The 25921-nt window shown below is 68.1% G+C and carries 15 protein-coding genes, 2 tRNA genes and 1 pseudogene; 9 read left to right on the forward strand and 9 right to left on the reverse strand.

Annotated features, from left to right (window positions below):
• Window positions 1-496 precede the first annotated feature (496 nt).
• Genes AC0KS4_RS05390 through AC0KS4_RS05400 form a run of 3 tightly spaced genes read left to right on the forward strand, consistent with a single transcriptional unit; the run spans window position 497 to window position 11547 of the window.
• Window positions 497-9754, forward strand: coding sequence for a type I polyketide synthase (locus AC0KS4_RS05390; RefSeq protein ID WP_238957490.1), 9258 nt, complete (start codon window positions 497-499; stop codon window positions 9752-9754).
• A 9-nt stretch (window positions 9755-9763) separates the two neighbouring features.
• Window positions 9764-10156: a holo-ACP synthase AcpS gene (acpS, locus tag AC0KS4_RS05395; RefSeq protein WP_163706636.1), complete on the forward strand. Its 393-nt coding sequence runs from the start codon at window positions 9764-9766 to the stop codon at window positions 10154-10156.
• Window positions 10153-11547: a dipeptidase gene (locus tag AC0KS4_RS05400; RefSeq protein ID WP_225326593.1), complete on the forward strand. Its 1395-nt coding sequence runs from the start codon at window positions 10153-10155 to the stop codon at window positions 11545-11547. Before acpS ends, AC0KS4_RS05400 begins: the two co-directional genes overlap by 4 nt.
• Here the strand turns inward: AC0KS4_RS05400 and AC0KS4_RS05405 are convergent.
• Window positions 11544-11984 (reverse strand): nitroreductase family deazaflavin-dependent oxidoreductase, encoded by a 441-nt coding sequence (locus AC0KS4_RS05405; protein WP_238957491.1) that lies wholly within the window; start codon window positions 11982-11984, stop codon window positions 11544-11546. The two genes, AC0KS4_RS05400 and AC0KS4_RS05405, sit on opposite strands and share 4 nt — an antisense overlap.
• A 132-nt stretch (window positions 11985-12116) precedes the next feature.
• On the opposite strand from AC0KS4_RS05405, the gene AC0KS4_RS05410 reads away from it, so the two are divergent.
• A complete protein-coding gene (locus AC0KS4_RS05410; RefSeq protein ID WP_238957492.1) occupies window positions 12117-13466 on the forward strand; it encodes a cytochrome P450 in 1350 nt (449 codons plus the stop codon).
• Here AC0KS4_RS05410 and bcp read toward each other — a convergent pair.
• Entirely contained in the window at window positions 13463-13936 is a 474-nt protein-coding gene (gene bcp, locus AC0KS4_RS05415) for a thioredoxin-dependent thiol peroxidase (protein WP_225327051.1), read from the reverse strand. The genes AC0KS4_RS05410 and bcp overlap by 4 nt on opposite strands.
• Before the next feature lie 104 nt (window positions 13937-14040).
• Between bcp and AC0KS4_RS05420 the strand changes: the two genes are divergently transcribed.
• Entirely contained in the window at window positions 14041-14268 is a 228-nt protein-coding gene (locus AC0KS4_RS05420; RefSeq protein WP_225327164.1) for a DUF3618 domain-containing protein, read from the forward strand.
• On the opposite strand, the gene AC0KS4_RS05425 is transcribed toward AC0KS4_RS05420, so the two are convergent.
• The 4 genes from AC0KS4_RS05425 to AC0KS4_RS05440 all read right to left on the reverse strand — a co-directional run bounded on the left by AC0KS4_RS05425 (window position 14255) and on the right by AC0KS4_RS05440 (window position 18022).
• Window positions 14255-15994 carry a DUF3556 domain-containing protein gene (locus tag AC0KS4_RS05425; protein ID WP_225327052.1) on the reverse strand — a complete coding sequence of 580 codons (1740 nt, stop codon included), beginning with the start codon at window positions 15992-15994 and terminating at the stop codon, window positions 14255-14257. The genes AC0KS4_RS05420 and AC0KS4_RS05425 overlap by 14 nt on opposite strands.
• 128 nt (window positions 15995-16122) lie before the next feature.
• Window positions 16123-16389: a hypothetical protein gene (locus AC0KS4_RS05430; RefSeq protein ID WP_225327053.1), complete on the reverse strand. Its 267-nt coding sequence runs from the start codon at window positions 16387-16389 to the stop codon at window positions 16123-16125.
• 130 nt (window positions 16390-16519) lie between these two features.
• A tRNA-Lys gene (locus AC0KS4_RS05435) sits at window positions 16520-16592 on the reverse strand.
• Between the two features lie 191 nt (window positions 16593-16783).
• Complete coding sequence (locus AC0KS4_RS05440; RefSeq protein ID WP_238957493.1) at window positions 16784-18022, reverse strand: GNAT family N-acetyltransferase; 1239 nt, start codon at window positions 18020-18022, stop codon at window positions 16784-16786.
• A 195-nt stretch (window positions 18023-18217) separates the two neighbouring features.
• On the opposite strand from AC0KS4_RS05440, the pseudogene AC0KS4_RS05445 reads away from it, so the two are divergent.
• From AC0KS4_RS05445 to AC0KS4_RS05455, 3 genes and pseudogenes are all read left to right on the forward strand, one after another.
• A pseudogene (locus AC0KS4_RS05445) lies at window positions 18218-20583 on the forward strand (MMPL family transporter).
• A gap of 77 nt (window positions 20584-20660) precedes the next feature.
• Window positions 20661-21554 carry a DMT family transporter gene (locus AC0KS4_RS05450; RefSeq protein ID WP_238957494.1) on the forward strand — a complete coding sequence of 298 codons (894 nt, stop codon included), beginning with the start codon at window positions 20661-20663 and terminating at the stop codon, window positions 21552-21554.
• A gap of 154 nt (window positions 21555-21708) precedes the next feature.
• Window positions 21709-22920 (forward strand): L,D-transpeptidase, encoded by a 1212-nt coding sequence (locus AC0KS4_RS05455; protein WP_225327057.1) that lies wholly within the window; start codon window positions 21709-21711, stop codon window positions 22918-22920.
• A gap of 9 nt (window positions 22921-22929) precedes the next feature.
• Here AC0KS4_RS05455 and AC0KS4_RS05460 read toward each other — a convergent pair whose 3' ends face one another.
• The 3 genes from AC0KS4_RS05460 to orn all read right to left on the reverse strand — a co-directional run bounded on the left by AC0KS4_RS05460 (window position 22930) and on the right by orn (window position 24190).
• A complete protein-coding gene (locus AC0KS4_RS05460; protein WP_238958004.1) occupies window positions 22930-23304 on the reverse strand; it encodes a hypothetical protein in 375 nt (124 codons plus the stop codon).
• A 114-nt stretch (window positions 23305-23418) separates the two neighbouring features.
• A tRNA-His gene (locus tag AC0KS4_RS05465) sits at window positions 23419-23494 on the reverse strand.
• A 48-nt stretch (window positions 23495-23542) separates the two neighbouring features.
• On the reverse strand, window positions 23543-24190 hold the full coding sequence (gene orn / locus AC0KS4_RS05470; protein WP_225327058.1) for an oligoribonuclease: 648 nt from the start codon (window positions 24188-24190) through the stop codon (window positions 23543-23545).
• Window positions 24191-24313: 123 nt separating this feature from the next.
• Between orn and AC0KS4_RS05475 the strand changes: the two genes are divergently transcribed.
• Window positions 24314-25870, forward strand: coding sequence for a helicase HerA-like domain-containing protein (locus AC0KS4_RS05475; protein WP_238957495.1), 1557 nt, complete (start codon window positions 24314-24316; stop codon window positions 25868-25870).
• The last annotated feature ends 51 nt before the right edge of the window (window positions 25871-25921 follow it).

Raw genomic sequence — 25921 nt, forward strand, 5'->3', positions numbered from 1 at the left:
AAACACTCGTTCGCTCATTTCCGGGCGGGGCGGACGCGCGCGCCCGGCGGACGACGACGCCGATGCCGCGTGAACGGCGCTCCACGGCTCAAAATTTTTATGTAACGATTCGATAACAAAACTGCTTTGATCTGCGCAGTTATAGCTACTCGACCGTAACCACCTGCATGCAGCGGGTTTGCGAATCGCATGCGGGCCGCCGGTCAAACCGCGTGTTACCCACAACACGGTTACCCATGCGTAGAACTCGCCAGTAACCGATCACCACGCAAAACGGGGGTCGAATCTTATGACACTCTTAGTACAGCCGATGAAGTCCGTCGCACCGCTCAGCTCCATCCGGGCGGTCCGCCGACAACGCACCGGCAGCCGTATCCCGGCTGTGATTCGACGCTGAACCACGCCGCATCGAGGAGCACCGGCGAGGCCCACCCTCTGGTGGTGACCGCCCACACGAACCGATACGAAAAGACGCATACCAGGGGAGACGCAGAAGGTGACGATCCACGAGCATGACCGGGTGTCCGCTGACCACGACGGGCACGGCCCGCAGGGGGGCAAGCGCCCCGCCGGGGACACCCATGCTCTCGTCGACCGCCTGACGGCCGGTGAGCCCTACGCCGTGGCGTTCGGCGGCCAGGGCAGCGCCTGGCTGGAGAACCTCGAAGAGCTGGTGTCGTCTGCCGGCATCGAGTCCGATCTCGCAGCGCTGGTCGGTGAGGTGGAACTGCTCCTCGAACCGGTGGCGAAAGAGCTGGTCGTGGTGCGTCCCATCGGCTTCGAGCCGTTGACGTGGGTCCGCGCGCTGGCCGCTGAGGACCCGACCCCGTCGACCAAGCACCTAACCTCGGCCGCGGTATCGATCCCTGGCGTGCTGCTCACCCAGATCGCCGCCGTGCGCGCGCTGGCGCGGCAGGGCATGGATCTGAGCGCGACGCCGCCAGTGGCCGTCGCCGGACATTCCCAGGGCGTGCTCGCCGTCGAGGCGCTCAAGGGCGGGGGCGCTCGCGACGTCGAGCTGCTGGCGATGGCCCAGCTGATCGGCGCGGCCGGGACGCTGGTGGCCCGCCGGCGCGGGATCTCCGTGCTGGGCGACCGGCCGCCGATGGTGTCGGTCACCAATGCAGACCCCGACCGCATCAGCCAGCTGCTCGACGAGTTCGCGCAGGACGTGCGGACCGTGCTGCCGCCCGTGCTGTCCATCCGCAACGGCCGCCGTTCGGTCGTCATCACCGGCACCCCGGAACAGCTGTCCCGCTTCGAGCTCTATTGCCAGCAGATCTCGGAGAAAGAGGAGGCCGACCGGAAGAACAAGCTGCGCGGCGGCGACGTCTTCTCGCCGGTGTTCGATCCGGTGCAAGTCGAGGTGGGCTTCCACACGCCCCGGCTGGCCGACGGCATCGACATCGTCGGCAACTGGGCCGAGAAGGTGGGCCTGGACGTAGACCTGGCCCGGGAACTGACCGAATCGATTCTGGTGCGTCCGGTCGACTGGGTGCAGGAGATCACCCGCGTCAACGACGCCGGCGCCCGGTGGATCCTCGACCTCGGCCCCGGCGACATCCTGACCCGGCTCACCGCGCCGGTGATCCGCGGCCTGGGCGTGGGCATCGTGCCCGCCGCGACCCGCGGCGGCCAGCGCAACCTCTTTACCGTCGGCGCCGTCCCTGAGGTGGCGCGGGCCTGGTCGAGCTACGCCCCGACGCTGGTTCGCCTGCCCGACGGCAGGGTCAAGCTCTCGACGAAGTTCACCCGCCTGACCGGGCGCTCGCCGATCCTGCTCGCGGGCATGACCCCGACCACGGTCGACGCCAAGATCGTGGCCGCCGCCGCCAACGCCGGGCACTGGGCCGAGCTGGCCGGTGGCGGTCAGGTCACCGAGGAGATCTTCGCCGACCGGATCGAGGAGCTCTCCGGGCTGCTCGAAGACGGTCGCACCTACCAATTCAACGCGCTGTTCCTGGACCCCTACCTGTGGAAGCTGCAGGTCGGCGGCAAGCGGCTGGTGCAAAAGGCGCGTCAGTCCGGAGCGGCGATCGACGGCCTGGTCATCAGCGCCGGCATCCCCGAGCTGGAGGAGGCCGTCGATCTGATCGAGGAGCTGAACGACGTCGGCATCAGTCACGTCGTCTTCAAGCCCGGCACCGTCGAGCAGATCCGTTCGGTCATCCGCATCGCCACCGAGGTGTCCACCAAACCGGTGATCGCGCATATCGAGGGCGGCCGCGCCGGCGGCCACCACTCCTGGGAAGACCTCGACGACCTGCTGCTGGCGACCTACTCGGAATTGCGGTCGCGCTCCAACATCACCGTCTGCGTCGGTGGCGGCATCGGCACGCCCGAGCGGGCGGCCGACTACCTGTCGGGGCGCTGGGCGCAGGCCTACGGCTTCCCGCCGATGCCGATCGACGGCATCCTGGTCGGCACCGCGGCGATGGCCGCCAAGGAGGCCACCACCTCGCCGTCGGTCAAGCGGATGCTGGTGGAAACCCAGGGCACCGACCAGTGGATCGGCGCCGGGAAAGCCTCCGGCGGCATGGCGTCCAGCCGCAGCCAGCTCGGCGCGGACATTCACGAGATCGACAACAGCGCCTCGCGCTGCGGACGGCTGCTCGACGAGGTCGCCGGTGACGCCGAAGCCGTCGCCGAACGCCGCGACGAGATCATCGCGGCGATGGCCACCACCGCCAAGCCGTATTTCGGCGACGCCGGCGAGATGACCTACCTGCAGTGGCTGCGGCGCTACGTCGAGCTGGCCATCGGCGACGGCGACTCCACCGCCGACACCGCCTCACCGGGCAGCCCGTGGCTGGCCGACACGTGGCGCGACCGATTCCAGCAGATGCTGCAGCGCGCCGAAGCGCGTTTGCACCCACAGGATTTCGGCCCCATCGAGACGCTCTACAACGACGAGAGTCTGCTGGAGAACCCCGAGGCGGCGATCGATCTGCTGCTCGACCGCTACCCCGACGCCGAGACGGTCCAACTGCACCCCGCCGACGTTCCGTTCTTCGTCACCCTGTGCAAGACGCCGGGCAAGCCGGTCAACTTCGTGCCGGTCATCGACAAGGATGTGCGGCGCTGGTGGCGCAGTGATTCGCTGTGGCAGGCCCACGACGCCCGCTACGACGCCGACCAGGTGTGCATCATCCCGGGCACCGCGGCCGTCGCGGGGATCACCCGAATGGACGAACCCGTCGGTGAACTGCTGGACCGCTTCGAGCAGGCGGCCGTCGACGAGGCGCTCGCTGCCGGAATGGAGCCGACGGCCGTCACGTCGCGCCGGACCGGCCGCGCGGACGTGACCGGACCGCTGGCCGTGGTGCTGGACGCCCCCGACGTGCAGTGGGCCGGCCGCACCGCGATCAACCCGGTCCACCGGATCGCCGACCCCTCCGAATGGCTGGTGCACGGAGACTCTGAAGGACCCGAAAGCCGCCGCGCCACGCACTCGTCCACCGGGGCGCGCCTCACCGTCGACGACGACCGGGTCGTTCTCAGCGTCCCGGTGTCGGGGGTGTGGATCGAGATCCCATTCACCTTGCCCCCCAACACCGTTGACGGTGCGACGCCGGTGGTCTCCACCGACGATGCCGCCACGGCCATGCGTGCGGTGCTGGCGATCGCGGCCGGCGTCGACGGTCCCGAATTCATGCCGGCGGTCACCGACGGAACCGCCACCGTCACGGTGGACTGGGACCCCGAGCGCGTCGCCGACCACACCGGAGTCACGGCCACCTTCGGGGAACCGTTGGCCCCCAGCCTCTCCACCGTGCCCGACGCCCTCGTCGGCCCGTGCTGGCCCGCGGTCTTCTCCGCAATCGGTTCGGCGGTCACCGACACCGGCATTCCGGTCGTGGAGGGCCTGCTGAGCCTGGTGCATCTCGACCACGCCGCGCACATGGTCGGCGCACTGCCGAAGACCCCGGCTCAATTGACCATCACCGCAACGGCTTTGGCGGCCGCGGACACCGACATGGGACGTGTCGTGCCCGTGTCGGTCACCATCGCAGGCGCCGACGGTGAGGTGATCGCCACCCTCGACGAGCGCTTCGCGATCCTCGGTCGCACCGGCGCGGCCGAACTGACCGACCCGGTGCGCGCCGGCGGCGCGGTGTCGGAAAACGCCACCGACACACCGCGTCGGCGCCGCCGCGACGTCACCATCACCGCGCCGGTCGACATGCGCCCGTTCGCGATGGTGTCCGGCGACCACAACCCCATCCACACCGACCGGGCCGCCGCCCTGCTGGCCGGCCTGGAATCGCCCATCGTGCACGGCATGTGGCTGTCGGCCGCCGCCCAGCACGCGGTGACCGCCACCGACGGCCAGGCCCGCCCACCGGCGCGGCTGATCGGCTGGACCGCCCGCTTCCTGGGCATGGTGCGTCCGGGCGACGAGGTCTCCTTCCGCGTCGAGCGCGTCGGAATCGACCAGGGCGCAGAGGTTCTGGAAGTCGCCGCCCGCATCGGATCGGACCTGGTGATGTCGGCGACTGCGCGGCTGGCCGCCCCGCACACCGTCTACGCGTTCCCCGGCCAAGGCATTCAGCACAAGGGCATGGGCATGGACGTCCGGGCCCGGTCCAAGGCCGCCCGCAAGGTGTGGGACAAGGCGGACAAGTTCACCCGCGACACGCTGGGCTTCTCGGTGCTGCACGTGGTGCGCGACAACCCGACCAGCATCATCGCCAGCGGTGTGCCCTACAACCACCCCGAGGGCGTGCTCTACCTGACGCAGTTCACCCAGGTCGCGATGGCCACCGTGGCGGCGGCGCAGGTTGCCGAGATGCGTGAGCAGGGCGCCTTCGTCGAAGACGCGATCGCCTGCGGGCACTCCGTCGGCGAGTACACCGCGCTGGCCTGCGTGACGGGCATCTACGAGCTGGAAGCGTTGCTGGAGACGGTGTTTCACCGTGGATCGAAGATGCACGACATCGTGCCCCGCGACGAGCTGGGCCGGTCCAACTACCGGCTGGCGGCGATTCGGCCGTCGCAGATCGACCTGCCGGATGACGAGGTCCCGGGATTCGTCGCCGATATTGCGGCGAAGACTGGCGAGTTTCTCGAGATCGTCAACTTCAACCTGCGCGGGTCGCAGTATGCGATCGCCGGCACCGTCCGTGGCCTCGAGGCGCTGGAAGCCGAGGTGGAGCGGCGTCGCGAGATCACCGGCGGCAAGCGCTCGTTCATCCTGGTGCCGGGCATCGACGTGCCGTTCCACTCGCGGGTGTTGCGGGTGGGGGTCGCGGAGTTCCGGCGCTCGCTCGACCGAGTCATGCCGCGGGACAAGGATCCCGACGTCATCATCGGGCGCTACATCCCCAACCTGGTGCCCCGCCCCTTCACCCTGGACCGCGACTTCATCCAGGAGATTCGCGACCTGGTGCCGGCCGAGCCGCTCGACCCGATCCTCGCCGACTACGACACCTGGCTCGCCGAGCGCCGCATCGAGATGGCGCGCATCGTCTTGATCGAGCTGCTGGCTTGGCAGTTCGCCAGCCCGGTGCGCTGGATCGAGACCCAGGACCTGCTGTTCACCGAGGAGGCCGCCGGCGGTCTGGGTGTGGAGCGGTTCGTCGAGATCGGCGTGAAGTCCGCGCCGACCGTCGCGGGGCTGGCCACCAACACCCTCAAGCTGCCCGAATATGCCCACAGCACAGTCGAAGTGCTCAACGCCGAGCGCGACGCGGCGGTGCTGTTCGCGACCGACACCGATCCCGAGCCGGAGCCCGAGGCCGAAGAGGTTGCGGTCGAAGCGCCAGAGGCATCCGCCTCGCAGGTGGAGGCCGCCCCGGCCGCCCCCGCACCGGCGGCCGCTCCGTCGGGTGCTCCACGCCCCGACGACATCGGATTCGACGCCGCCGACGCGACATTGGCGTTGATCGCGCTGTCGGCCAAGATGCGCATCGACCAGATCGAGGAGCTGGATTCCATCGAATCCATCACCGATGGTGCCTCGTCGCGGCGCAACCAGCTTCTGGTGGACCTGGGTTCGGAGTTGAACCTGGGCGCCATCGACGGCGCCGCCGAAGCCGACCTGGCCGGGTTGCGCGCCCAGGTGACCAAGCTGGCGCGCACCTACAAGCCTTACGGCCCAGTGCTTTCCGACGCGATCAACGACCAGCTGCGCACGGTGCTGGGGCCGTCGGGCAAACGGCCCGCCGCCATCGCCGAGCGGGTCAAGAAGACCTGGGAGCTGGGCGAGGGCTGGGCCAAGCACGTCACGGTCGAGGTCGCGCTGGGAACCCGCGAAGGCACCAGTGTTCGTGGCGGTGCCATGGGTCACCTCCATGAGGGTGCGTTGGCCGACGCCGCCGCCGTCGACAAGGCCATCGATGCCGCGGTCGCTGCCGTCGCCGCGCGCCGCGGCATCGCGGTGGCGCAGCCGTCGTCGGGTGGTGGTGGCGGCGGTGCGACCATCGACGCGGCCGCGCTGGGCGAATTCACCGACCAGATCACCGGCCGCAACGGCGTGCTGGCGTCGGCCGCCCGCTTGGTGCTCAACCAGCTGGGCCTCGACGACCCGGTCAGCGCGTCGCCGGCGGCCACCGATGCCGAGCTGATCGACCTGGTGACGGCCGAACTCGGCGCGGACTGGCCACGCCTGGTCGCGCCGGTGTTCGAGCCGAAGAAGGCCGTGCTGTTCGACGATCGGTGGGCCAGCGCCCGCGAGGACCTGGTCAAGCTGTGGCTGACCGACGAGGGCGACATCGACGCCCGATGGGTGGAGCTGTCCGAAAGGTTCGAGGGCGCAGGCCATGTCGTGGCCACCCAGGCCACCTGGTGGCAGGGCAAGGCCCTCTCCGCGGGCCGCCAGATCCACGCGTCGCTGTTCGGCCGGATCGCGGCCGGCGCCGAGAACCCGGATCCGGGCCCCTACGCCAACGAAGTCGCCGTGGTGACGGGCGCCTCCAAGGGCTCGATCGCGGCGTCGGTCGTCGGGCGTCTGCTCGACGGCGGCGCGACCGTCATCGCCACGACGTCGAAACTCGACGACGAGCGGCTGGCGTTCTACCGGGGCCTGTATCGCGACCACGCTCGTTACGGCGCGGCGCTGTGGGTGGTCGCGGCCAACATGGCGTCCTACTCCGACATCGACGCCCTGGTCGAATGGGTCGGCACCGAGCAGACCGAAAGCCTTGGGCCGCAGTCGATTCACATCAAGGACGCCCAGACCCCGACGCTGCTGTTCCCGTTCGCCGCACCGCGCGTCGTCGGCGACCTGTCGGAGGCCGGCTCCCGCTCCGAGATGGAGATGAAGGTCCTGCTGTGGGCGGTGCAGCGGTTGATCGGCGGGCTGTCGAAGATCGGCGCCGAGCGCGACATCGCGTCGCGGCTGCACGTCGTGCTGCCCGGCTCACCCAACCGCGGAATGTTCGGCGGTGACGGCGCCTACGGTGAAGCCAAGTCGGCGCTGGACGCGTTGGTGAGCCGTTGGCACGCCGAATCCTCGTGGGCGGCAAGGGTCAGCCTGGCGCACGCGCTGATCGGCTGGACCCGCGGCACCGGGCTGATGGGCCACAACGACGCCATCGTCGACGCGGTAGAGGAGGCCGGTGTCACCACGTACTCGACCGACGAGATGGCGGCAATGCTGTTGGCCCTCTGCGACATCGAGTCGAAGGTGGCGGCCGCCAGCGCGCCGATCAAGGCGGACCTGACCGGCGGGCTGGGTGAGGCCAACCTCGACATGGCCGAGCTGGCCGCCAAGGCGCGCGAGCAGTCCGCGTCGGGTGAGGACGACGCCCCCGAGGAGCTCGAGGCCGAGGGCAGCATTGCCGCGTTGCCGTGCCCGCCGCGCGGCTTCGACCCGGCGCCGGCACCCGAATGGGCGGACCTCGACGTCGACCTGAACGACCTGGTGGTGATCGTCGGCGGCGCGGAGCTCGGACCCTACGGTTCGTCGCGGACCCGCTTCGAGATGGAGGTGGCCGGCGAGCTGTCGGCCGCCGGTGTGCTCGAGTTGGCCTGGACCACCGGACTGGTCAAGTGGGAGGACGACCCCCAACCCGGTTGGTACGACACCGAATCCGGTGAGCTGGTTCCCGAATCGGAGATCGTGGAGCGTTACCACGACGCCGTCGTCGAACGGTGCGGTATCCGCGAATTCGTGGATGACGGTGCGATCGACCCCGACCACGCCTCACCGCTTCTGGTCAGTGTGTTCCTCGACAAGGACTTCTCGTTCGTGGTGTCCAGCGAGGCCGACGCGCGCGCGTTCGTCGAGTTCGACCCCGAACACACCGTGGCCCGACCGGTACCGGACTCCAGCGACTGGGAGGTGATCCGCAAGGCGGGCACCGAGATCCGGGTCCCGCGGAAGACCAAGCTGTCCCGGACCGTCGGTGCGCAGATCCCCACCGGGTTCGACCCGACGGTGTGGGGCATCACCCCGGACATGGCCAATTCCATTGACCGGGTGGCGCTGTGGAACATCGTCGCCACCGTGGACGCGTTCCTGTCCTCGGGCTTCACCCCGACCGAGCTGCTGCGCTGGGTGCACCCGAGCCTGGTGGCCTCCACGCAGGGCACCGGCATGGGCGGCATGACCTCGATGCAGACCATGTATCACGGCAACCTGCTGGGCCGGGCCAAGCCGAACGACATCCTGCAGGAGGTGCTGCCGAATGTTGTTGCGGCCCACGTCATGCAGTCCTACGTGGGTGGTTACGGCGCGATGGTGCACCCCGTCGCGGCCTGCGCGACGGTTGCGGTGTCGGTCGAGGAAGGCGTGGACAAGATCCGGCTCGGCAAGGCCGAATTCGTGATCGCCGGCGGGTTCGACGACCTGACCCTGGAGGCCATCATCGGCTTCGGTGACATGGCGGCCACCGCCGACACCGAGATGATGCGGGCCAAGGGCATCAGCGATTCGAAGTTCTCGCGCGCCAACGACCGGCGCCGCCTCGGGTTCCTGGAAGCCCAGGGCGGTGGCACCATCCTGCTGGCCAACGGTGCGCTGGCGGCCAAGATGGGATTGCCGGTGCTGGCCGTCGTCGGCTACGCGCAGAGCTTCGCCGACGGTGTGCACACCTCGATCCCGGCCCCCGGGCTCGGAGGCCTCGGCGCCGGTCGCGGCGGCAAGGACTCGGTGCTGGCCCGCTCGCTGGCCAAGCTGGGCGTGGGAGCCGACGACATCGCGATCGTGTCCAAGCACGACACCTCGACTCTTGCCAACGACCCCAACGAGACCGAGCTGCACGAGCGGCTGGCCGACTCGATGGGCCGGTCGCCGGGCAACCCGCTGTTCGTGGTGAGCCAGAAGACGCTCACCGGTCACAGCAAGGGTGGCGCGGCAGCGTTCCAGCTGATGGGCCTGTGCCAGATGCTGCGCGACGGCGTCATCCCGCCCAACCGCAGCCTGGATTGCGTCGACGACGAGCTGGCCACCGCCGGCCACTTCGTCTGGGTGCGTGAGCCTTTGGACCTGCGCGGCAAGTTCCCGCTCAAGGCCGGCCTGGTGACCAGCCTCGGCTTCGGGCACGTGTCGGGTCTGATCGCGCTGGTGCACCCGGAGGCGTTCATCGCCGCGCTGGACCCGTCCGATCGGGATGGCTACCGCGAGCGGGCCGCGCAGCGCATGCTGGCCGGTCAGCGACGGCTGGCTTCCGCGATCGCCGGTGGGCGCCCGATGTACGAGAAGCCGGCCGACCGACGGTTCAACCACGACGAGCCGGAGAAGCGTCAGGAAGCGGCGATGTTGCTCAACGCCGACGCCCGCCTGGGCGAAGACGACCTTTACGTCGGCTAGGGTCGGTGCGTGGCGATCGTCGGAGTAGGCATCGATCTCGTCTCCATTCCTGATTTCGCCGAGCAGGTCGACCAGCCGGGGACTGTCTTCGCCGAGACGTTCACCCCGGGTGAGCGCCGCGATGCCTCGGACAAGAGTTCGTCGGCGGCGCGTCACCTGGCGGCCCGCTGGGCCGCCAAGGAGGCGGTGATCAAGGCTTGGTCGGGTTCTCGGTTCGCGCAGCGGCCCGTGCTGCCCGAGGACATCCACCGCGACATCGAGGTGGTCACCGACATGTGGGGGCGGCCCCGGGTGCGGTTGAGCGGTGACATCGCCAAACACCTGGCCGACGTGATCATTCACGTGTCGCTGACGCATGAGGCGGACACCGCCGCCGCGGTGGCGATCCTGGAGACTCCTTGAGCGCGAGCAGACGCGGAATCGCACGGGGAGGCGAGTATTCATGCGACTCCGCGTCTGCTCGCGCAATAGAAGAGCGCGTCCGCGAGGTGCTGCCGTCGGTGCGGCGCGACCTGGAAGACCTGGTGCGCATCGAATCGGTGTGGGCCGATCCCGCCCGTCGTTCCGAGGTGCACCGCAGCGCCCAGGCGGTGGCAGATCTGTTGTCGCAGGCCGGTTTCGGCGACGTGCAGATCGTCAGCGAAGGGGGAGCGCCCGCGGTCATCGGACGCCATCCCGCGCCGCCGGGCGCGCCGACCGTGCTGCTGTATGCCCACCACGACGTGCAGCCCGAGGGTGACCGCAGCCAGTGGATGTCGCCACCGTTCGAGCCCACCGAGCGTGACGGGCGGCTCTACGGCCGCGGCAGCGCCGACGACAAGGCCGGAATCGCAACGCATTTGGCGGCCTTTCGGGCGCATGGCGGCAAGCCGCCGGTCGGCGTGACCGTGTTCGTCGAGGGCGAAGAGGAATCCGGCTCGCCCTCGCTCGCCCGATTGCTTGCCGCCCACCGCGACACGCTGGCCGCCGACGTGATCGTCATCGCCGACTCGGACAACTGGAGCGCCGACACCCCGGCGCTGACCGTGTCGCTGCGCGGATTGGTCGACTGCGTGGTCGAGGTCGCCACCCTCGACCACGGGCTGCACTCCGGCCTGTGGGGCGGGGTGGCGCCCGACGCGCTCACCGTTCTGGTGCGCCTGCTGGCCAGCCTGCACGACGACGACGGCAACGTGGCCGTGGCCGGCCTGCACGAAACCGACATCGCCGCGCTGAACTACCCCGACTACCCGCCCGAGCGGGTCCGCACCGATTCCGGCCTGCTCGACGGCGTGTCCGAGATCGGCTCGGGCTCCGTGCCGCAGCGGCTGTGGGCGAAGCCCGCGATCACGGTGATCGGCATCGACACCACCCCCATCGACAAGGCGTCGAACACGCTGATCCCGCGGGCACGGGCCAAGATCAGCATGCGGGTGGCCCCCGGCGGCGACGCCACGGCGCACCTCGACGCCTTGACCGCCCACCTGCAAAGCCGCGCCCCCTGGGGCGCGCGGATCAGCGTCACCCGAGGCGACATCGGCGAGCCCTACGCCATCGAGGCCAGCGGGGACGTCTACGACGCGGCCCGGTCAGCGTTCCGCCAGGCGTGGGACGCCGAGCCCATCGACATGGGCATGGGCGGCTCCATCCCGTTCATCGCGGAATTCGCCGCCGCGTTCCCGCAGGCGAAGATCCTCGTCACCGGCGTGGAGGACCCCGGGACCCAGGCGCACAGCATCAACGAGAGCCTGCACCTCGGCGTGCTGGAACGTGCGGCCATCAGCGAGGCGCTGCTGCTGGCGAACCTGGCCTAGCGGTTGGGCGTCAGCACCACGACGGGAATCGGGCGCGACGTCTGCTCCTGGTACCTGGCGTACTGGCCCTTGTTGACCTTGTTGACGATCTTCCATAGCCGGTCGTATTCGGTGTCGCCGGGCAGGACGGAACGCGCTGTGGCGCCGAAACGCCGTGGGCCGACGTTGATTTCCACCTCGGGGCGCGCCTTCACGTTGTGGTACCAGCCCGGCGAGCGCGCGGCGCCGCCGTTGGACGCGGTTACCAGGTAGTCCTCGCCGTCGCGGCCATAGGCCAGCGCGGCCGTGCGTGGCGCGCCCGTCTTCGCACCAACCGTGTGCAGCAACAGGCTGGGCATCCACATCATCCGGTGCCCGATCCAGCCGTGAGTTCCCCGATACACGTGATCGTGGAACCGGATGAATCCGGCGAGCGCTTTCTCGGCGAGGGAACTCATGGAAGTCAGTATCGCCGAGTGGACAGGATCTCTGCCAGATGAGCCGACAAGCCGCTTGAATGCTTAACGAGACCGACAGTCTCGCTGCATACTGCTTCTATACGCAGCCACTCGTCCGCAGGAGAGGCCACTGTGAGTACGGAAAACGTCAGCAAGACCAACCGTTACCACTTTGATCGCCACACCCCGGAGTACCGCGAGCGGTTCACCGCGATCACCGAGGAGATGCACGCCAGGTGCCCGCTGGCGTGGACCGACACCTACGACGGGCATTGGGTGGCCGCGGGCAACCGGGAGGTCTTCGAGCTCGCTCGGTGCCCGCACGTGTCCAACGACCACGACGTCACCGGAGAGGGCACCGGCTACAAGGGCATCACCATTCCCACGCTGCCGCAGGCCACCGGCGTCCGTGGCGGCATGCTCGAGATGGATGAACCTGAGCACTCCGCCTACCGTCGCATTCTCAACCCCTACATGTCGCCGGCGGCCATCAAGCGCTGGAAGCCATTCGTCGACGAGATCGTGCGGGCGAGCATCGACGAGAAGATCGAAGTCGGGCGGATCGACTTCGTCGACGATCTCGCGAACGTTGTGCCCGCCGTCCTGACGCTGGCGATGATGGGCGTTCCGCTGAAGAAGTGGCAGCTCTATTGCGAGCCGGCCCACGCCAATGTCTACACCCCCGTCGATTCCCCGGACGCCCCAAGGGTTTTGGAGCAGACGATGGCGATGGGAGCCGATCTGTTCAACCACCTCCTCGAGATTCGGGAGAACCCGCGCCCCGGCATTGTGGACGCGTTGGCACGAATGAAGATCGACGGCGAACCCGCCCCCGACGCCGAACTGCTCGGAATGCTCGGCCTGATCATCGGCGGAGGTTTCGACACGACGACGGCGCTGACGGCGCACTCGCTCGAATGGCTGGGCGAAAATCCCGAGCAGCGCGAACTACTGAGGCGGGAATCGGACACGCTGCTCGACTCGGCGACCGAGGAATTCCTGCGTTTCTTCACGCCCGCCCCCGGGGACGGTCGCACGATCGCCGCCGACCTCGAAATCGCGGGCACGCGGTTCAAGGAGGGCGACCGCCTGTGGTTGTCCTGGGCGATGGCCAACCGCGATCCCGCGGTGTTCCCCGACCCGCATCGATTGGACCTTGCTCGTAAGAACAACCGGCACTTCAGCTTTGGGCTCGGCATCCACCGCTGCATCGGCTCCAATGTCGCGCGGGTCGTGTTCAAGTCGATGCTCACGGCGGTGCTCGACCGGATGCCCGACTACCGCTGCGACCCCGAGGGCACCGTGCACTATCCGACCATCGGCGTGATCCAGGGCATGCAGCACCTTCCGGCGACCTTCACCCCCGGCCCGCGGCTCGGACCGGGCATCGACGAGACGCTGGAGAAGCTGCAGCGGGTGTGCGACGAACAGGGGATCGCGCGGCCGATCACCGAGTACACGGAGGCCGCCGTAATCAGCTAGACGGACAGGTCGCGGCGCAGCTTGGCGACGTGGCCGGTCGCCTTGACGTTGTACTGCGCTACGGCGATCTTGCCCTTCTCGTCGACGACGAACGTGGAGCGGATGACGCCCGTAACGGTCTTGCCGTACATCTGCTTTTCGCCGTAGGCGCCCCAGGCCGTCAGCACCTTGCGGTCGGGATCGGACAGCAGCGGGAACGTCAGCCCCTCCGCGTCACGGAATTTGGCGAGCTTCTCCGGCTTGTCGGGGGAGATGCCGACGACGTCGAGGCCGGCGCCGTTGAGCTCGGCCAGGCTGTCCCGAAAGTCGCACGCCTGCTTGGTGCACCCCGGGGTGGAGGCGGCCGGATAGAAGTAGACGATGACCCGGCGGCCCTTGTAGTCGGCCAGCGATACCTTGTTGCCGTCGGCGTCGGGCAGGCTGAAGGAGGGCGCTTTGTCGCCCGGTGCAAGCCGCGTGGTCTCGGTCAAGGTGGGTCCCTTTCTGTTCACCGGGGCGTCGGGGTTACCGCCAGCTGATCTAGGGTAGTTCGGGCAGGTGCATGAGCCGGATAGTGGGCGACTTGGAGGACACAGTGGCGGACCGCGACCCCGAAGCCATCAAGCGAGACATCGACGTCGCCCGCGACCAGCTGGCGGCCACCGTCGATTCCCTTGCCGAGCGGGCGAACCCGCGTCGCCTCGCCGACGACCTCAAGGCCCAAGTGATCGGGTTCGTGCAGAAACCTGTGGTGCTGGCCTCGCTGGCCGGGGTCGGGGCGCTCGTCGTGGTGGTGACCGTGCGCCGCGTCAGGAACCGCTGACGCGGTCGCTCTGCACGTAGACCGGAATGTCGTCGGCCCAGGGCTGATTCACGACCATGTCGGCGACCTCGCAGTAGCCGCGCTCGAATTCGCCCGTCGCCGCGTCGACCAGCCGGTATTCCTGCCGTTGTCGGTGGATGGGTTGGGCGTCGAGGATCACGACCCGCACCTCGCCGGGTTCGAACCCGCACCGTTGCTGCAGCGCCTCGATGAGGCACTCGTTGTGCATGTGCCCGTCGCCGAAGTTCCAGCCGAGGACCATCGAGCACAGGACTTCGCCCTCGCATAGGTTGTAGTCGTCCTCGTCGTAGTCGGCCATCGCCCGGTGGGCCAGGGTGAGCAGCGCGCGTCCGTGGGTGTTCATGCCGCGGAACGCGAGCGCGAGGTGCAGCGGGACCAGGGTTTCCTCTTTGCTGCCGTACAACCGCTCGAGCTGCAGGTGCTGCATCGGGCCCAGGGCGCGTGAGCCGACGCGGAATTTCTCGTCGGCCGAGGGGCGGACGCACCACAGGGTGGTGTCCCAGTTGCCGGCGTAGTAGCGCATGCCGGGCAGGAAGGAGACTTTGCGCGGGTACAGGTTTCCCGCGACGACGGTCCCGGCGATCACCACGAAGACGAGGGCGATCGGCCACGGGTTGCCGATGCTCGACAGGCCCAGGTGCGCGTGCGTGACGAACAGCCACAGCACGCCGAAGATCATGAACACGTTCCATTCCAGCGGCACGCCCATCGGGAAGGCCAGCAGGATGTTCAGGTGGAACACGATCATCACGAACGCGGCGAGTGCCGTCGGCCAGCCGCCGTGGGAGAACAGCAGCACCAGCGGAACCAGCCCTTCGACCGCGGTCGAGAAGTGGGCGATGAAACCCGCCAGCGCGCTGGGCCGCAGGTCATCCGGATAGCGCTTGAACATCGACCGCTTGAGCGGTCCCGACGGGATGAACGGATTGTTGGCCAGCATGGTGGAGATCACGAAGGGGAAGTGCTTGTTGAGTTTCGACGTCGCCGCGCCCAGCCAGATCACCATGAAGACGACCTTGGCCCCGACGACGATGTCCGCCCCGGCGAACAGGAACGTCAGCGCCAGCGGCGCATACACCTCGCCGCGCGCGGCCAGAAAGATCACCTTGTCGCGCAAGCTGATTAGGGCCAGGACCGCCAGGATGGCGGCGGTCTGCCACCGCGGCAGCACGCCAATCGCGGTGTCCAGGGCGGGAATCGGGCCGGTGCCGTCGGACACCAGCGCGAACACAAGTAGCGCCAGCAGGACGCCGTAGAGCAACGCGTCGAACGGAGTTCTGTTGTTGCCCTTGGTCAGCGGTACCCGATCGGGCCAGGGCGGCAACCGGATGGTGCCGGGTCGCAGCCAGTACAGGATCGAACCCATCGGGGGGAAGTAGCGCCCGGCGAGCGGCCCGAAGCAGCATCCGAGGCCCACGACTTCGAACAGCATCGTGTAGAGCACGGCCTTCTGGAACACGACGGGCTCCGCCCACCATGCGCTGACCTGGGTGAAGCCGCCGATGCCTCGCGTGGACCACGCGAAGATCCAGCCGCCGAGGATGTAGAGCGCGATCTTCACGCCGTACATGACGTGCATCACCAGCGGGGTGCCGAACCCGTGCTGGGCGATGTGGCGTGCCATCGGCACGATGCGTTCGGCGCGTGGTCGTGCGCTCCAGTCGGCCACGTCGACGACGGGCAGATTGGGCCGGATGAACCCCATGGCAGCTCCTTCGACGCGGCCCGTCTCCAGGGGGACGTATCGGCGTCAGCAAGAAACTACCTACATGAGCGGCTTTTGTGGGGTGATACGACGGCAAATGGCTTGTGGAGGTTGATCAGCCGCCCCGATTACTCCCACCCGGGCGGGTCATTTTCGGCCATGTACGCCTCCCATGCCGCGCGCCGCCTCGCCCGCGTGTGCAGGCCCTGGCAGATCGCCTGCGCCTCGGCGGCGTCGGCTGCCCGGCCGAGATCGTGGTGCACGAAGCCGTCATCGACCCGTTCGGCGCGGAAGCCGCCCGTGGAGACCGCGTGGACGCGGTACTCGCTGCGGTCATCGATGCTGGCGTGGAAGTGGCCCTCGTGGGGTTCGACCCACTTCAGCTCGGTTTTCACAGGTTCCCTCTGGACAAACACCGTCGCTGCGATGGTAAGACGCCCCGGGGGCCACGGGAAAGGGAGTTCCGAGACACTGGCGCCAGTGTGGAAGCAAAAGCCACCGAACGATGAACTATTCGGTGAGCTGTGCGCCGTCAGGGTTTCGAACCCCGGACCCGCTGATTAAGAGTCAGCTGCTCTACCAACTGAGCTAACGGCGCTTGTGGTCGGCGAGACCGCGTAGGCGACAATAACAGGCGTCCTACCGCGGAGTGAAATCCCGACCATTTCCCAGGATAGCGTGCCCGCGCACCCAGGTGGGCGTTGCCGGGCCGGGCCGTCGTCCCGCTGTCGTCAACTGTTCGCCGCCCGGTCTGCATGGAAGACGAAACGCACTGTCGCGCAGCCGCATTCACAACACCGTGCCGCAGAACGGCGCGCGGTCGGTGGCGAAGGCGGCGTCTAGCTCAGCCAACGCACCCGCGCGCGCTTCGGCGATGCGGCCGGCCCGGGCCAGCTGGGAAGCCCGGTGCGCCCCCATGTAGATGGTGGCCAGGTCGGCCAGGCCGATCTCGATGTCCGCGGGCCCGTCATGCGGCGTGCACTTCCCGGCGCCGCCGCGGGTCTGCAGCTGAAACCGTCCGCCCGCGAGCTGCAGCGGGTCTGTGACTTCCAGCACGAGGTCGGTGTCGGCGGCGTAGGTGCGGGCGCCGAGCACCTCGGGGACGTCGTTGATGCGCACCCAGAGGAAATCGCTCACGCCCTTGATCTCCGCGGCGCGTTGATCGGTGAGTTTGAGCGGAAGCGGATCGTCGCCCGGCACATCGATCTCTATGCGGTAGAACATCTCCAGCACCAACAGCGTCTGCAGCAGCTCGGTGTGAGCTTCATCGGTGATAGGGCAGAAGTCCTCGACGACCACCGTGCCCAGGGGTGGGCGAAACGCATGCTGTTGCGACCCGACGACCCGATACGTCAGGAAGCCATCGGGATGGACCGTGTAATGCAGCGCCGACCCGTTACCCCGCTGCGTTTCCCTGTCGTCCATGTAGTCGGCCCACCACGCGTCGTCGCGGGTGATCGCGCCATGCGTTGCGGCACACCATCGTTCGTAAATTTCGGGCAAGCGGCTGCTCGCTTCGGCGGCGTTGAGCTCGCGCGCCCGGCTCCCGTCCGGCGCGGCCCGCAACTTCGCGAAGCGGCGGTCGATCGAATAGGTGTGGCTATAGCTGGCCACCCCGGCGCCGAAACCGTCGTACATCGCGGTCTGCGTCGGAACGCCGCACACGATCGGATAGCCGCGGTCCAACAGGATCCCGAGTCCCTTCGCGCTGAGCTGGGCCCAAAGCCCCTTGCCCTGATGCGTCGACGCGACGGCGATCATCGTCAGCCACGCGGCGCGCAGGGCGGTGCCACCAGGCACGGTGAGCTGCGCACGGTAGATGATCGACGTTCCCACCAGAAACGGATGCTCGGGCTCGGAGACGTCCTCGGCAATGAGGATGTCGTCGAGGTTGACCCGGCGTTTCCACGCTTCGAGATCCTGCGGACCCACCGGATCGCCGAACGTGCGGGCCTGATTTTCAAAGACCGCCTGCCAGTCGTCTTCGGTTGGATGCCGAATGTTGGTGCCGTCGTCCGTCGAGTTCATTGCACATCCAATCCGCTTGTAGCCCAGGCAAAACGGCACTGCGCACACCGAATCCACGTGCTGAGTGTGCTTTTACATTCGATACCCGAGTACCAGAAGGTCAAACCTCAAGGGCCGCCCACCGGATAACTGCTGTGCGCGAACAATCGGCGGTGGGGCGGGTCAAACGGCGCGGTTTCGGGTAGGCGATACGCCATGCTGCAGGTAATCACCCGGCTTGCCATTGCCGCCCCGCGCCGCGTCGTCGGGCTCGCCTTCCTGGTGCTGGTGGGGGCCGCAGTCTTCGGGCTTCCGGTGGTCAACAGCCTTTCCGGCGGTGGTTTCCAGGACCCGACCTCGGAGTCCGCGCGCGCTACCGAGGTCCTGCGGGGCAAGTTCAACCAAACCGATCAGCAGATGCTGATCGTGGTGACGGCCCCGGACGGCGTCCGCAGTAACCAGGCGCGCCGGGTCGCCACCGACATCGTGGACCAGCTGAAACGATCGCCATGGGTGCTGAACGTGTCGTCGGCGTGGACCATGCCACCCGATCGGCCGCAGGCCGCCGCCCAGCTGATCAGCAAGGACAACAAATCCGGGATGATCGTCGCCGGCCTGAAAGGCGGCGAGAACGACGCGCAGAAGTACGCCAGCACGCTCACCAGCGACCTCGTGCACGACCGCGACGGCGCCACCGTGCGCGCCGGCGGCATGGCCGTCGCGTACGCGCAGATCAACGGGCAGAACCAGCGAGATCTGCTGTTGATGGAGTCCATCGCGATCCCGCTGAGCTTCGCGGTGCTGGTCTGGGTGCTCGGCGGTGTGGTGGCGGCCACGCTGCCGATCGTCCTCGGCCTCCTGGCCATCGTCGGCACCATGTCGGTGCTGCGGCTGATCACCTTCGCCACCGACGTGTCGACGTACGCGCTGGACCTGAGCATCGCGATGGGCCTGGCCCTGGCCATCGACTACAACCTGCTGATCATCACCCGCTACCGCGAGGAGCTGGCCCGCACCGAGGACCGGGACCGGGCGCTGTACCGCACCATGGCCACCGCCGGCCGGACCGTGCTGTTCTCGGCCACGACCGTCGGGCTGTCGATGGCGGTGATGGCGCTGTTCCCGATGTACTTCCTGAAGTCGTCCGCCTACACCATCGTGGTCACCGCGATCATCGTGGCGATCGCCGCGGTGGTGGTCACCCCGGCGGCGATCGTGCTGCTGGGGCCGCGGCTGCATGTGCTGGACGCCCGGCGGGTGATGCATCGCATCCTGCACGGGCAGCGGTCGTTCCGCGACCACGCGCACCGGCCGCTCGAGGAGCAGTTCTGGTACCGGTCGACGCGGTACGTGCTGCGCCACGCCATGCCGGTCGGCCTGAGCGTCGTCGCGCTGCTGCTGTTGCTGGGCGCGCCGTTCCTGGGGGTGAAGTGGGGCTTCCCGGACGAGCGGGTGCTGCCCGAATCCGCGTCGGCGCGCCAGGTCGCCGACATGCTGGACAACGATTTCGCCAACGGGTTCGGCACCGGGGTGTCGGTGGTCGTGCCCGACGCCCGCGGCGTGACCCCCGCCGACCTGCAGCGGTACGCCGCCGAGCTGTCCCGCGTGCCCGACGTGTCCGCGGTCAGCGCACCGACCGGGACGTTCGCCGATGGGGCGCGGGTGGGGCCACCCGTTGCCCCCGCCGGCGTGGCCAACGGCAGCGCGTTCCTCACCGTCTCGACCACCGCGCCGCTCTATTCGCAGCCTCCAACGCCCAGCTCGGCAGGTTGCATCAGGTCGCCGGGCCCGCCGGGCAGCCGGTGGAGATGACCGGGCTGGCGCAGATCAACCGCGACAGCGTCGACGCGATCACCCAGCGACTGCCGATCGTGTTCGCGCTGATCGCGCTCATCACGTTCGCGTTGCTGTTCTTGCTGACCGGCAGCGCGGTGCTGCCGCTGCAGGCGCTGGTGTGCAACGTGTTGTCGCTGACGGCGGCGTTCGGGGCGATGGTGTGGATCTTCCAAGACGGCCACCTGGGCGCCCTGGGGACCACCCCCAACGGGACGTTGAACGCCAACATCCCGGTGCTGCTGTTCTGCATCGCCTTCGGGCTGGCCATGGATTACGAGGTGTTCCTGGTCTCGCGCATCCACGAGTACTGGCTGGCCTCGCAGGCCATGCGGGAGACGCCGGCCACCGCGGCCGAGGCGCGCGCCGCCACCGACGAGAGCACGGCGCTGGGCATCGCCGGCATCGGCCGGGTCGTCACGACCGCCGCCGTGGTGATGTCGATTTCGTTCGCCGCGCTGATCCCGGCGCACGTCTCGTTCATGCGCATGCTGGGGCTCGGCCTCACGCTTGGCGTGCTCGTCGACGCCACGCTGGTGCGCATGGTCCTGGTTCCGGCGTTCATCCACCTGCTGGGCCGCTGGACGTGGTGGGCGCCGCGGCCCCTGCTCTGGCTGAGGGAACGGTCGGCGACCGGTGAAGACGGCGAAATCGCGGTCGGGCGGGGCCGCTGGGCCCGCGACGCGCCCAACGAGGGGCGGTCATTGATCAGGAGGTGGCCCACCAAGACCGCGACCGGGCGCGGCTGACAATCCGACGTGTGTTGTGAGGCAATGACTTTGACAAGCACCGGGCCACCGACGCCGGACAGGACGGAGAAATCCCCATGGGCCGAACGGATATCGCGGCTCTCCTCGCATTGAGCTCGGCGCTATGCGTCGCGATCGGCGACGTCCTGCAGCAACGCGCGGCGCATTGCATCACCGACGGCGCGGTCGGTTCCGTCGAATTGTTCGCCAACCTGCTCCGCAGCCAGCGATGGTGGTGGGGCACTGTGCTTTTGGCGACAAGCATCGGGTTGCAGGCCGCCGCCCTGCGCGGCGGATCGGTGTTGCTGGTGCAGGCGCTGCTGATGTTTTCGGTGCTCTTCGCGCTGCCCATCAACGCCAGGCTGTCGCATCGCGCGGTGACCGCCGGCGAGTGGATGTGGGCCGCATTGTTGACGGCCGGGGTCAGCGTGGTCGTCATCGTCGGCAATCCGCAGGCAGGTCATTCGGGCGCCTCGCTGGGTACGTGGGCCGCGGTGGCCCTCGTGCTGGGGCCGCTGCTGGTCGGCTGCGTGGTGGCCGGACGGATGCGCGGTGGGGCGGTGGCCGCGGTGCTGTTCGCCTTCGTGTCGGGGTCGCTGTGGGGCATCTTTGCGGTGCTCACCAAGGAGGTCGTTGCCCGGCTCGGTGACGGGCTGGGGGCGGTGACCCGGACGCCCGAGCTGTACGCCTGCATCCTCGTCGCGCTCGGCGGAGTGGCGTGGAGCCAGTCGGCGTTTCGGGCCGGGCCGCTGACGGCGTCCATGCCCACTTTGCAGATGTCACAGCCGGTGGTGGCCGCGGTGCTGGGCGTCGTCGTCCTCGGCGAAACGCTGGACACGGGCCGCGCCGGGGCGATCGCCCTGGTCGCGGCCGCGTTGGTGATGACGGCGGCCATCATCAAACTCGCCCGTGTCGAGGCCGTCGCGACGCGCGACAGGGCCGAGGCGCAGCTGCAGCAAGAACCCGCTTAGCGCCGTGCCGCGACGCCGCTGACCTCGGCTGAGTGACGAATTCGTTGCGGCGAAGACACCGAATGGGCGCCCGGGCCGGTGTGAGCATGTGGTGTCGGCAAAACCCTTTAGAATGCCTGCAGCTAGGTCAGCGGTGACCGACTTCGAGAATTGAATGGAAGGTCACTGGATGACGTCTTTGCGTGGACGCCGATCGTGCCTGGCAGCCACGATCGCCACCGTTGCCGTGTTTGCCGTCGCGTGCGGTGGCAACCACGCGGCCGCGCCGGCGAAGGTCATCTTCGACAAGGGCACTCCGTTTGCCGATCTGCTGGTCCCCAAGCTCACCTCCTCGGTGTCCGACGGCGCCGTCGGCGTGACGGTGGATGCGCCGGTGACGGTGAGCGTCGCCGACGGCGTGCTCGCGTCGGTCACCATGGTCAACGAAAACGGCAGGTCGATCAGCGGGAAGTTGAGCCCCGACGGCCTGCGCTGGTCCAACACCGAGCAGCTCGGCTACAACAGGCGCTACACGCTGAACGTCAAGGCGACCGGGCTGGGCGGTGCGGCCAGCAAGCAGATGACCTTCGCGACCAGTTCACCCGCCCACCTGACCATGCCGTACGTCAGTCCGGTCGACGGCGATGTGGTGGGCATCGGCGAGCCGGTGGCGATCCGCTTCGATGAGAACATCGCGGACCGGGCGGCGGCCCAGAAGGCCATCACCATCACCACGAACCCGCCGGTGGAGGGCGCGTTCTACTGGCTCAACAATCGCGAAGTACGTTGGCGCCCAGAACATTTCTGGAAGTCAGGAACGGCCATCGACGTGGCCGTCAACACCTACGGGGTGGACCTGGGCGACGGGATGTTCGGTGAGGACAACGTCAAGACGCACTTCACCATTGGCGACGAGGTGATTTCGACCGCCGACGACACCACGAAAACGGTGACCGTGCGGGTCAACGGTGAAGTCGTCAAGACCATGCCGACGTCGATGGGCAAGGACAGCACGCCAACGGCCAACGGCGTCTACATCGTCGGCGCGCGGTTCAAGCACATGATCATGGATTCGTCGACCTATGGGGTTCCGGTCAACTCGCCCAACGGATATCGCACCGAAGTCGACTGGGCCACCCAGATGTCCTACAGCGGAGTCTTTGTGCACTCGGCGCCGTGGTCGGTCGGCGCCCAGGGCCACACCAACACCAGCCACGGATGCCTGAACGTCAGTCCCAGCAACGCCGAATGGTTCTACGACCACAGCAAGAGCGGCGACATCGTCGAGGTTGTGCACACGGTGGGCCCGACGTTGCCGGGCACCGAGGGGCTCGGTGACTGGAACATCCCGTGGCCGGAGTGGAAAGCGGGCAACGCCAACACCTGACCGGTCCGGTCAGTCGATCTTGTGCCAGCTCCCGCAGCTTCTGGTCATGAACGCGGTATCGGTCGGCAAGATCCGAACCACCTGGGGGCCGTCGCCGACGTTGTTGTCGATGATGTCGTTCGTGTCGAAACTGCGCAGCCTCGCCCAATAGCAGCCGTATTTGCCGCCGTCGGTGCGATAGGTGCCCGCCGCGATGTCCTTGTTGACGATGTAGGTGCCGTTGGCCTCGATCGACGTCTTCGGTCCGGGCGGGGGTGGCGGGGCGACGGTCTTCGTCACCGTTTTCGTCTCCGCCGGCGGGGTCGATATGACCGTCGTCGACGTGTGGCTCGACCCTCCGCAGCCCGCGAGAAACAGCGCGACGGCCGCGACGGCGGGCCGCATCGTGGGCGAGGCGGGACGTTGTCTCTTCACTGCTTTCCACTCACGGGTGCAACAGCGGCGCGCGGAGTCGCTACCACCGTAAAAGGTCAGGGAGCAACGATGCTCCCTGACCAGTGGGGTGAGTGACGGGACTCGAACCCGCGACATTCAGGATCACAACCTGACGCTCTACCAACTGAACTACACCCACCATGGCTGTGTGCCGACCGCAGGCCTGCACGCGCAGCGACTGTAGATACTAGCGGCTCGGCGGGGCGCTGGCCGAATCACTGGGTTCCGGTGCGTCATCTCCGCCGTCCAGGTCGGCGACCACCGCCTCGATTTCGCTGGTAGACGGGCCCGGTGGGGAGACGAAGGCGGTGCGCCGATAGAACTGCAATTCGCGGATCGATTCATGGATGTCGGCAAGTGCGCGGTGGGCGAGCCCCTTGGCGGGCTGACCGAAGTAGATCCGCGGATACCAGCGCCGGCAGAGCTCTTTGATCGAACTCACATCGATCATGCGGTAGTGCAGGAACGTGTCCAGAGCGGGCATGTCGCGCACGATGAACGCGCGATCGGTGGCGATCGAGTTTCCGGCCAGCGGCGCCGTCTTGGGTTGCTTGACGTGTTGGCCGATGTAGTCCAGCACCATCGCCTCGGCGGTCGCCAGGTCGACGGCGGATGCCCGCACCTCGTCGATCAGCCCGGAGCGCGAGTGCATTTCGGTCACCACGTCACCCATCGCCGCGAGGGCGGCGTCGTCGGCGTGGATCACCACGTCCACACCGTCGCCGAGGATGTTCAGCTCGGCGTCGGTGACCAGCGCCGCGATCTCGATCAGCTTGTCCGAACCGAGATCGAGCCCGGTCATCTCGCAGTCGATCCACACCAATTCGTCGCGCACAGGGCTCACACTAACGGGCGCATACGACGTCCGTGCTGGCCCTCGCCCCCGGATCCGCCCGCAAAGTAGGGTGAGCGTTGTCGAACTGCATGCCGAATCACTGGGGAAGAGGGGCGCAGCACGATGAGCACCGATTCAGCGGCGACACCGGCGAGCCGGATCGCGGACGGCTACGCGGTCGGCGGCCAGGCACTGGAATTGGGCACCGTCGTGGTCGACGGCGCCGCCGACCCGACGGCGCAGATCCGCATTCCGTTGGCGACCGTGAACAGGCACGGGCTGGTGGCCGGCGCCACCGGAACCGGCAAGACCAAGACGCTGCAGCTGATCGCCGAACAGCTCAGCGCCGCGGGCGTGCCCGTGCTGATGGCCGACGTGAAGGGCGACCTGTCCGGGCTGTCCACACCGGGAAAGGGCGACGACAAAACCGCGGCGCGTGCCCGCGACACGGGAGACGACTGGACCGGGACGGGCTTCCCGGTGGAGTTCCTGTCGTTGGGCACCGGCGGGCTCGGCGTGCCGGTGCGGGCCACCGTCGACAGTTTCGGCCCGGTCCTGCTGTCAAAGGTGTTGGGGCTCAACGCTACTCAGGAGTCGACGCTGGGGCTGATCTTCCACTGGGCCAAGGAGAAGAACTACCAGCTGGTCACCCTGGCCAACCTGCGTGACGCCATCACCCACCTGACCAGCGACGAGGGCAAGGCCGATCTGAAATCCCTTGGCGGTGTGTCGTCGACGACGGCCGGCGTCATCCTCCGCGCGCTGGTGAACCTCGAGGGCGAGGGCGGCGACACGTTCTTCGGCGAGCCGAAGCTCGACCCGAACGATCTGCTGCGCGTCGATGCGGGCCGCGGCACCATCTCGCTGCTGGAGTTCGGCGGACAATCGTTGCGGCCGGTCATCTTCTCCACCTTTCTGATGTGGTTGCTGGCCGACCTGTTCACCGTCCTGGACGAGGTGGGCGACATCGACAAGCCCAAGCTGGTCTTCTTCTTCGACGAGGCGCACCTGCTGTTCGCCGACGCGTCCAAGGCCTTCCTCGAGCAGGTCGAGCAGACCGTCAAGTTGATCCGCTCGAAGGGCGTCGGGGTGTTTTTCTGCACCCAGTTGCCCACCGACCTGCCCAACGATGTGCTGTCCCAGCTGGGCGCCCGGATCCAGCACGCGCTGCGGGCGTTCACGCCCGACGACCAGAAGGCGCTGTCCAAGACCGTGCGCACCTACCCGAAAACCGATGTCTATGACCTGGAGTCGGCGTTGACGTCGCTGGGGATCGGCGAGGCCGTCGTGACCGTGCTCTCCGAGAAGGGCTCTCCCACCCCGGTCGCGTGGACCCGCATGCGGGTGCCGCGCTCGCTGATGGCGTCGATCGGCAACGACGCGATCGAGGCTGCGGCGAAAGGCAGTGCGCTGCAGGAGAAGTACGGCAAGACGGTTGAGCAACCGTCGCAGCCCCAGGCCGGCCCGGCGGGTACGCAAGCGCAACCGCCGCAGGCCCAGTCCGACTACCCGCCGGTCCCTTCGAACGACCCCGTCCCGCCGATGCCGGAGCCCGCGGAGCCCAAAGGGCCGAGCTTGCTAGAGAGGCTCTGGCACGACCGCGAGGTACAAAGCGCAGTAAACACGGGAATCCGCGAGATCATCAGGCTAAAGTTCGGCGGACGTCGCCGCCGAAAGTAGCAGGGGCCGTACGTCGCGAGCGTAACCTGGTTGCGAAAATCCGGGCCGCAA

Source organism: Mycobacterium sp. NTMscope_MAC_12, from assembly GCF_976985675.1.

Bases quoted from the DNA above. Each gene is read 5' to 3' on its own strand.
- AC0KS4_RS05405 (WP_238957491.1), bottom strand. From the start codon at position 11,984: ATGAGTTCCCTCGCCGAGAAAGCGCTCGCCGGATTCATCCGGTTCCAC.
- AC0KS4_RS05425 (WP_225327052.1), bottom strand. From the start codon at position 15,994: ATGGGGTTCATCCGGCCCAATCTGCCCGTCGTCGACGTGGCCGACTGG.
- AC0KS4_RS05440 (WP_238957493.1), bottom strand. From the start codon at position 18,022: ATGAACTCGACGGACGACGGCACCAACATTCGGCATCCAACCGAAGAC.
- AC0KS4_RS05450 (WP_238957494.1), top strand. From the start codon at position 20,661: ATGGGCCGAACGGATATCGCGGCTCTCCTCGCATTGAGCTCGGCGCTA.
- AC0KS4_RS05455 (WP_225327057.1), top strand. From the start codon at position 21,709: ATGGAAGGTCACTGGATGACGTCTTTGCGTGGACGCCGATCGTGCCTG.
- AC0KS4_RS05460 (WP_238958004.1), bottom strand. From the start codon at position 23,304: ATGCGGCCCGCCGTCGCGGCCGTCGCGCTGTTTCTCGCGGGCTGCGGA.
- AC0KS4_RS05475 (WP_238957495.1), top strand. From the start codon at position 24,314: ATGAGCACCGATTCAGCGGCGACACCGGCGAGCCGGATCGCGGACGGC.